The sequence below is a fragment of the Mesorhizobium sp. PL10 genome (assembly GCF_053714315.1).
In genome coordinates this window covers 70,387-77,563 of the sequence record NZ_JBSKBR010000020.1, presented here as the reverse complement: position 1 = coordinate 77,563, position 7,177 = coordinate 70,387, and the positions used below count along the sequence as shown (strand labels likewise).

At 60.7% G+C, this 7,177-nt stretch carries 5 protein-coding genes; all 5 read right to left on the bottom strand.

What is annotated here, in order from left to right; genetic code table 11:
• Window positions 1-42: 42 nt before the first annotated feature.
• Window positions 43-1,407: an adenylate/guanylate cyclase domain-containing protein gene (locus tag ACWGTO_RS26120; protein WP_454577677.1), complete on the bottom strand. Its 1,365-nt coding sequence runs from the start codon at window positions 1,405-1,407 to the stop codon at window positions 43-45.
• A 467-nt stretch (window positions 1,408-1,874) separates the two neighbouring features.
• A complete protein-coding gene (locus ACWGTO_RS26115; protein WP_454577676.1) occupies window positions 1,875-2,768 on the bottom strand; it encodes an SMP-30/gluconolactonase/LRE family protein in 894 nt (297 codons plus the stop codon).
• Window positions 2,769-3,317: 549 nt separating this feature from the next.
• Window positions 3,318-3,992, bottom strand: a complete 675-nt coding sequence (locus ACWGTO_RS26110; protein ID WP_454577675.1) for a peroxiredoxin-like family protein — start codon at window positions 3,990-3,992, stop codon at window positions 3,318-3,320.
• Between the two features lie 409 nt (window positions 3,993-4,401).
• The gene (locus ACWGTO_RS26105; protein WP_454577674.1) at window positions 4,402-5,640 is read right to left on the bottom strand and encodes an MFS transporter; all 1,239 of its coding nucleotides are present in this window, start codon (window positions 5,638-5,640) and stop codon (window positions 4,402-4,404) included.
• A 260-nt stretch (window positions 5,641-5,900) separates the two neighbouring features.
• Window positions 5,901-7,001 carry an aminotransferase class I/II-fold pyridoxal phosphate-dependent enzyme gene (locus tag ACWGTO_RS26100; RefSeq protein ID WP_454577673.1) on the bottom strand — a complete coding sequence of 367 codons (1,101 nt, stop codon included), beginning with the start codon at window positions 6,999-7,001 and terminating at the stop codon, window positions 5,901-5,903.
• Between the last annotated feature and the right edge of the window lie 176 nt (window positions 7,002-7,177).

The following is a 7,177-nucleotide window of genomic DNA, read 5'->3' as shown; positions in this document are numbered from 1 at the left end:
CCGCGACACCAGATTCTCATCCAGATTGTCGCGCGCTTCTCATCAGAATTGTCGCGCCACAGCGCATCTCGCCTTTATGTAGGCATCCGTTGGATTCAGCTCCATCGCCTTGCGGACGTGTGCCAAGGCCTCATCGAAGTTGCCATCCATGAGTTCTACAAAGCCCATAATCCGGTTTGCCTCGGCATCGCACGAATCAAGCTCAAGCGCGCGGCGAATGTCCCGTCGACCTTGCTCAAAGTCAAAATCCGACAGCCATGACGCTGCGCAGACTCTCCAGGCGTAGGCAGCTGCGTAGTTTGGGTCGGCGTCGATCGCCTTTGTAAACCAGCCGACGGACTGGTGTGCATTATCGTCGGTTACGCCCCCGAGGCGGTGATGATCCAGGCCGCGCAACAGACAGTCGAAGGCAGTCATGTTTTCGGGCAGCTTTCGCCGTGCCGCCACCATGGCCGCGTCCTCCATCCGTCCGGACACAGTTGCGGCGATCTTTGCGGCGGTCTCGTCGAGCAGGGCGAGAATTTCATCGAACGATCGATGAACTTTGTCGCTCCAAACCACCGCACCCTGGTCGGTTTCGGACAGCGTGAGGCTGATCGAGACCCGCTCGCCGATCTTCCGCACTTGCCCCTCAAGCACAAATCGAACGCCAAGAACCTCACCGGCCCTCACCGGATCGGGGTGCGAGTCCGCCATCGAGAAGCTCGCACTGCGCGAACTGACCGAAAGACGCCGATACCGCCCCAGATTGATAATCAGCTCCTCGGTGAGGCCATCGGCGAGATAGCGTTGGTCCTCATAGTCGCCTGAAACCCGGAAAGGGAGCACCGCAACAGATGACGGCCGCCGTTCCTTGGTGACAAGCAGTTGCGTAGGTGCCGACTGCAGCCGATACGTTCCGATCTCCCCGCGAACCCGATAGAGATGCACGGGTTCTGAAATGTTCTTGAACGCTCGCTCGCCAATGTCGTCGAATATGAACGCAGAACTGCGGCGGACATGATCGAAGAGTGCACCGCTCACATAGATCGAGTCTGGTTCGGATGCCGCCTGTATGCGCGCCGCGAGGTTCACGCCGTCTCCGATCAGATCATCCCCCTGCACCATGACATCCGCGATATGGAGACCGAACCGCATCCTGAGCGGTTCAATCGCAGGTTCCTGGAGACCGGCAAGCGTAGTGCGGATTTCGAACGCGCTGCGCACGGCGTTCACGGCGCTCGGAAACTCCGCGAAGGCTGCATCGCCCGCTGTGTTGAAAACGCGGCCGTCGAGCAGACCGACTTTTTCCGAAATAAGGGTCTGACAGCCCGCCAAGCGCTCCGCTGTCTGCTCCTCGTCTCGCTCCATCATAGCTGAGTAGCCGACTATATCGGCGGCCATGAGGGCAACCATTTTGCGCTTCATAGCGAAGCTCCGTGGCGGGCGATCTCCCAATAAGCAGTGCCGTTGTCTTAGGCGCAGCCGTTCACGAGCTTAGCGCATTGCGAAGCCGGCCGCATCGGGGAACGCGCCTTGCGAAAAGTCTCGAAGAGGTTCCGTCTAACACGAAGCGCGCTTGTGCGTAGTTCGGCTTCCATCCCCTTTCGCGACCTTCAGAAGGAACGAGGCGACAGCCGGAGTGGGTCAGGCCAAGGCATCAGTCCTTCTGACAGTTGCGTCCGCTATCGTTCTTCCGACGCCAAAAGCCGCCATTCCGCTAACCGCCCCGATGCTGCCGATCTGCAACGCGCCGCATTGCAGTCATTCTCGCCGCCATTCACAAAAGCCGACATGCTATTTGCGGGCTCCAGGCACTTTGCGCCGAATAGTGGACGTTGGATGGTCTGCTCCTGACGTCCCAATCGAGGCGTAGCAAACTGGCGCGACGGGTCCTAACGTGTGATCGGATAGTGTAAGGCCTGCCCCGCGCAAGGAGCCTCAAGGATCTCGACCTGACCTTTTGCGACCTCCGTGACAAGTATCTTTTTGCCATCTTGCGAAAAGGCGAGGTTGGTAGGGCAAGGACCGTCAAGCATCATCCGATCGGCCACTCGGCCATCTCTGTCGAGAACGGTCACGTTCTGCTGTCCATAGACAGTGCAATACAGGCGGCCGTCGACACCGAACTTCATGCCGTCGGGGCCCTTGAACCCCTTCTGATCGTCTTCTTGTAAGACGTTACCGAAAACTTCGCGGACCGCTGTTTTCGAACCGAACACATCGTAGCGGTAGACTTCGCCAGTGAAGGAAGCGTTGGCGTAGAGTGCATCGTCGGCATCGAAGGCTATGCCATTGGTGAAGCGGATCCTGCTATCGACTAGACGCTCAATTTTTGTCGATTTGGGATTGATCGCGTAAACGCGTCCATCCCATGCGAGGTCCATAAATCCCTCTACGATGTTCTCACCATCCAGAAAATCGGCGAGTGCCATGCCCGAATCCGTCATGTACAGGAGGCCGTCCGGACCAAAGGCCAGATCGTTCGGAAAATAGAAGCGGCCGTGTTTGTCATCACCCTCGAGCCGCTTCACTTCTCGGCCGTCTGGATCGATGCAGACAAGGGCACGGAGGCCGGCTTCCGCTACCCAAATCAATCCCTCGCCGTCGATCGCAAGGCCGTTCGGGCGACCGCCCGTCTTCTTGACAACTTGCCTTGACCCGGTTGGGGTCAGTTTCGTGACGTTGAGCGTGTCGTGCGACATCTCTGTTACGTACATTGAGCCGTCAGGCAACGTGACCGGACCTTCTGGAGCGCCAACATCGGCTGCGAAAATGCGCGATCCCATTCCCATTCTCCCTGCTACCCAGTTTGGTTGATTGTCGAGTTGAAGCCAGTCGGCGACGGCCTCTGGCGCGTCCTGCGATCATCCTGGGCGCTCGAGCTCCAGAATACCAATCTCGAACCAGAGTGGACACTCGCGAAGGATGCGCATGGGTCTATTCGAGACTTCAATCGCACTTGGTTGAATGTCTGCTATCGCTTTTTTCGATGCCAGAAGCCGACAGTCCGCTGTCGGCCAATCTCGGCCGTCATGGGCGCAGCCTGCCGCGCTCCGAGGTGCGAAAAATGCGATGCTGGCGCAGCTGAAAACCGTCGAACGAAATCTACTGGGGCGGTAAGCCGTCGCATCGCCGCAGAGCTGCAGCAAGAGGCCGCTGAGCCCGCAGCGCGGACGCCGCTCGGCTCGCGCTGGTAGTAGGGCGGCTGGACGCCCGCGCCCCCGCCCCCCCGGGGGCTCGTGGCAGGCGAGAGCGGTGCCGATTGCAAGGCCCCATCAGGCGACAGCGGCCAACTTCGCCTAATCCCGCGCCTAGCCCCCTACCGAAGCTGCTCCTTACTTTCCGATTTGCGACGCGACCGACATCATCGTCTCAGAGTTCGGGTGGGCGCCCAAGCCGCCATCGAAAACCTCGGAGAACGTCCAGCGAACGACGCCGTTGCGGTCGAGCAGGAACTGGCCCATGAGCTGGCCCACGCCGGTCGCCATCATTTGCTGGTCCGCTTCAGCGATATCGTAATTGTCTATTTTGTTCAGATATTCGAGCGTGGCAAACGGATCCATCGGCTCAGGCATTTCGCCCGGCACGTTGAGCCGCATCGCCTTCACATCGCTCATTGAGACCTTGTGCGGCCATGCGCTCTCGCCCTCGGTGATCTGCATATTGGGGAGCCCAAAAGCGCGGTGTGAAGCCCGCTCAGGATCAGACGCCGCGAGCAGAGCCGGCATCGGATGATAACGGAGATAAAGGCGTGCCCGTTCGATGGGCGTGTTCACCACCGTCAGGGTTTCGATGCCCTTTGCGTTAAGGGCTGGTGTGAGCAGCGAAACCGTCGCGATATGACGCCTGCAAAAAGGACAATGGAGACCTCGATACAATCCGACCAGCACTGGCTTCTCGCCGCGGAAATCGTCGATAGCTATCTTGCCCTCGCGAGTAATCGCGTCGAGCACGAAATTGGGCGCCGTTTCGCCAAGTTGCAGCGGGCCTATGTCGAGACGTTCTGACATGCTGATCCCTCCTCGCGGGCCAATCGACAACAGATGTGCGGGTAGGTGGCTTGCGGCACATACGTCCTTGGGCCTGCTGAAATGGCGGTCAGCCTAGGACGGCGTCGACAGTCCATTCATAGCACGGAGGGAACCGCTTTTACACTAGATGGCGCCCCACGAACACTGCACCTTCTCGGGCAGACGATCCCACAAGGATTATGCTTCCGTACGCGTTCCGCAACGATTCAACTGCTGTCCAGCTTGCAACAGCTTTTGTATCGCGGGAACGGCGGCTATGGGTCGCTTCTGACGGGCAGCGTCCCGGCCATTCGAGCGCAAACCTGTCCGTCAGCAAACGGCCCCATCACAGCCGGCGCAAGCCGATTGGCCCGGGCGTCGGATCCAGCGGCTTGGATCCGGTACTCAATCAGTTACGCTCGTTGAGGTGCCGCACCTTGCGCAGCTGCGGGAACAGCACCGCCCACAGTCCGGCGACGGCAATCGCGCCGACGCCACCGATCACGACGGCCGGGACGGTGCCGATCAGTGCCGCCATGGTGCCGGCGCGGAATTCGCCGACTTCGTTGGAGGCGCCGACGAAGACCTGGTTGACGGCGTTTACGCGGCCGCGGACCTCGTCCGGCGTCCACAGCTGGATGAGCGTCTCCCTGATGTAGACGCTGAACATGTCGGTGGCGCCGAGGCCGCCAAGGGCCAGGATCGACAGCCAGGTGATTGTGGAAACGCCGAACAGCACGGTGAAGGCGCCGAACGCTGCCACGAAGCCGAGCATGATCTTGCCGGCATTGTCGCGAAGAGGGTGCCCGGCCAGCCAGACCGCCACACAGACGGCGCCGATACCGGGTGCCGAGCGCAGCAGGCCGAGACCCCAGGGTCCGAGTTCGAGAATATCGCGGGCATAGACCGGCAGCAGCGCCGAGGCGCCGGACAGAAGCACGGCGAAGAGGTCGAGCGAGATGGCGCCGAGCACGATCTTCTCGCTCCAGATGTAACGGAAGCCGGCAAACAGCGTCTCCATCGTCGGCTTGTCGGTAGCGCTTTGCTGGGCGGGCTTGGGAATGGTGAAGATCAGCAGGCCCGCCACCAGCATCAGCGCGGAGGCGGTGGCGTAGGCGGCCTCAGCCGAGACGCCATAGAGCAGGCCGCCGGCGACCGGGCCGACGATCGTCGCCGTCTGCCAAGCCGACGAGTTCCAGGCGATCGCGTTACCAAAGTCCTCCGGCGGCACCAGATTGGCGAACAGCGATGACGAGGCCGGTCCGTAAAAGGCGCGCGCCACGCCGAACAGCGCCAGCACGATGAAGATCGGCAGCGGACTGACGAGGCCGCGCAGCGTGAAGTACAGCAGAACGAGCGCACAGCCTGCCTCGGTGACGGTCGCCAGCGCCATGATCAGGCGGCGGCCGAAACGATCGGCGACGACGCCAGTGACCAACACCAGCAGCAGTGACGGCAGGAACTGGACGATGCCGACAATGCCGAGATCGAAGGGATCGCGCGTCAGATCATAGATCTGCCAGCCGACGGCGACGGACACGATCATGGTGGCGAAGGTGGTGAGGAACCGCGCCGCCCAATAGCTCAGGAAGGAGCGATGGCGGAAAGCGGCGTAGCGCTGGTCGGGCGATGTCGATTGGGATGTCATGGATATGGCCCCGTTGCGATTTTGCACTGGAGCGACGTGCGTCCACTTGGACGCACAAAGTACGCTCCAGCACTTTTGATTTCGCATTGTGCTTTCCGAAAATCGAAACCGATTTTCGGGCCGATGCGAGGCCGGCGGGGCACTTCCCGAATGGGCGCTGTTCCGGTCAATGAGACTTATCAAAGTTCGGGGCGCGTATGCGTTATATCAGAGCCTGGATCAAGGGTTTTTCGCCCGACCTGCCCGGCTGCACGCAGACGTTACTGCCTGAGCGCGGCGGAGATGGCGTCGAGGCCGCCCTGCAATTCCGCCTCTTTCGGCCAGCCGAAACCGATGCGGAGAAAGCGCTTCGGCATATCGAACCAATGGCCGGGCCCGACATAGGTGCCGTGGCTTTCCAGCAAATTGACGTAGAAGCGTTCGAGGTCGAAATCGGCGCCGACATTGAGGCGAGGAAAGCCGACGACGCCGCCTTGCGGCCGCACCCAGTCGACCAGGGGTTCGCGGTCGATCCACGCCTGGACGATGTCGCGGCGCTTCGCCATTTCGGGCAAAAGCGCGGACAGGAAAGCGTCGCGGCGCTCCAGCATGCCGCGCGCAATGCCTTCGTCGATGACGCTGCCGCAAATGCCGATCTGCTCCTTGGCGGCGAGGAAGCGCTCCTGAAGGTCGGCATCCCTGGTGATCAGCCAGCCGATGCGGATGCCGGGAATACCGAAGGCCTTCGACAGCGACGAGACACTGATGGCCTTGGGGCTGAGCGAGGCGGCCGCCGGCAGGCGCGTTCCGTAGGACAGATCGCGATAGGTTTCGTCAACCAGCAGGTGGCAGTCGCTCGCTTCGGCCAGCGCAATCAGCGCATCGAGATCGGCCCGATTCATCATTGTGCCGGTCGGGTTGTGCGGGCAGGTGACGCTGATCAGCTTCGTGTTCGGTTGCATGCTTGCCGCGACGCTGCCGACATCGACGGCAAAACCTTTGTCGAAGTCGAGGTCGACATAGGAGATGGCGCAGCCGATCGCCTTGGGGGTCTCGATGTTGGTGGCATAGTTCGGGCGGACGACGACGAGATGGTCGCGCTCGGACAAAAGCGAGGTCGAAATGATGAACAGGGCGCCCGCCGCACCGGCGGTGACCAGCACGTCGTCAGGCGAAATGCCGGAATCCTGCGCCGCGATCAGCGCCCGCAAATCCTTGTCGCCGCGATGCTCGCCATAGAACAGGGTAAGATCGGGAAGCGACAGGCCGATGTCGGAGAGTTTCTGGTCGGCGATCGAGCTTTCGGAGAGGTTGTAGCGGATGCGGTCGTAACCGTATTCCTCCGGCGCCTCTTTCTCGATCACCATTCTGGCGTAGTTCATGGCCGCTCCCCCAAAGTCCTGACATTTCAGAGGTACAAGCCATAAAAACACGAAGCCTGCCAAGAGCCGGATGATTTCAGGTCTTTTCGACCTGAAATCTGAATCCGTCTCTTAAATCAAAGAGAGAGCATGATGTCGTCCGAAAAACCGCTTCACACTTTTCGGCATCATGCTCT